Genomic DNA, 748 nt, shown 5'->3' with positions numbered 1-748 from the left:
ATGCCGAACTCCCGGCATACATCGCTCATGCCTTCCCCGTCGAGAAGGCGAGCTACAAAACGAAGACGTTCCTCCATCACCGAACACTCTTTCCACGGCATCAACACCTCCGGCCAAAAGCCAAAAGTGTTACCCATGTGTCCGGTACAAAACGTCACCTATGTCTCGGGTCGCTCAAGCCAATTTCTTCGTTCCTGCGCGCACGACGTCGCGTTTCCGGGCGCAAGGCGGACCACCGCCCGCCATGGGCGCCACCGCATTCGCCGGCGCACTCGATGTGGTCGACAACATCCGGCCATTCTACACCGGCAGGAGCATGAAAACGCTGAAGCCGATGCCGTAATTCAAGGTTGTCCTCATGGCCATGCCGAAAGCCCAGCGCAACATGATGATGAGAGCATGCCAAGATGCGGCCCAGAGCAAGCCTTACGCGGAGTTCTGCGGCGACGTGAATGCACTGGCCGGAATGAAGTAGCCGCTCCTGATCCCCAATCGGGAATGAATACTATCGAGCGCATGGATGATGGCGATCGGTGCCTGCCATCATTCGGAGTGGCGGTGCTCAACGACCGAACACCTCTTTCACGGTATCAACAACCTGCCGCAAAGCGAAAACTGTCACCCGCCGCGCCAAGCACGGACAGACCGGCGGCTGGCGCTTCGTCGGCTTGATTTCTCCGCCCGAATATGATGCTTCTCCCGCCTATGAATAAACTATTTTCTGCGGTCCTCGGATGGACGATAGTGG

General features: G+C 57.8%; 1 protein-coding gene. It reads left to right on the top strand.

What is annotated here, in order from left to right; all coding sequences use genetic code 11:
* Positions 1–160 precede the first annotated feature (160 nt).
* Entirely contained in the window at positions 161–343 is a 183-nt protein-coding gene (locus E5W70_RS01065; RefSeq protein ID WP_292653613.1) for a hypothetical protein, read from the top strand.
* The last annotated feature ends 405 nt before the right edge of the window (positions 344–748 follow it).

This window comes from Mesorhizobium sp. (genome assembly GCF_005063415.1).
In the GTDB taxonomy this organism is placed as follows: domain Bacteria; phylum Pseudomonadota; class Alphaproteobacteria; order Rhizobiales; family Rhizobiaceae; genus Mesorhizobium.
Note: the sequence above shows the minus strand (reverse complement) of the source record. Positions and strands in the feature narration are given on the sequence as shown.

Bases quoted from the DNA above. Each gene is read 5' to 3' on its own strand.
- E5W70_RS01065 (WP_292653613.1), top strand. From the start codon at position 161: ATGTCTCGGGTCGCTCAAGCCAATTTCTTCGTTCCTGCGCGCACGACG.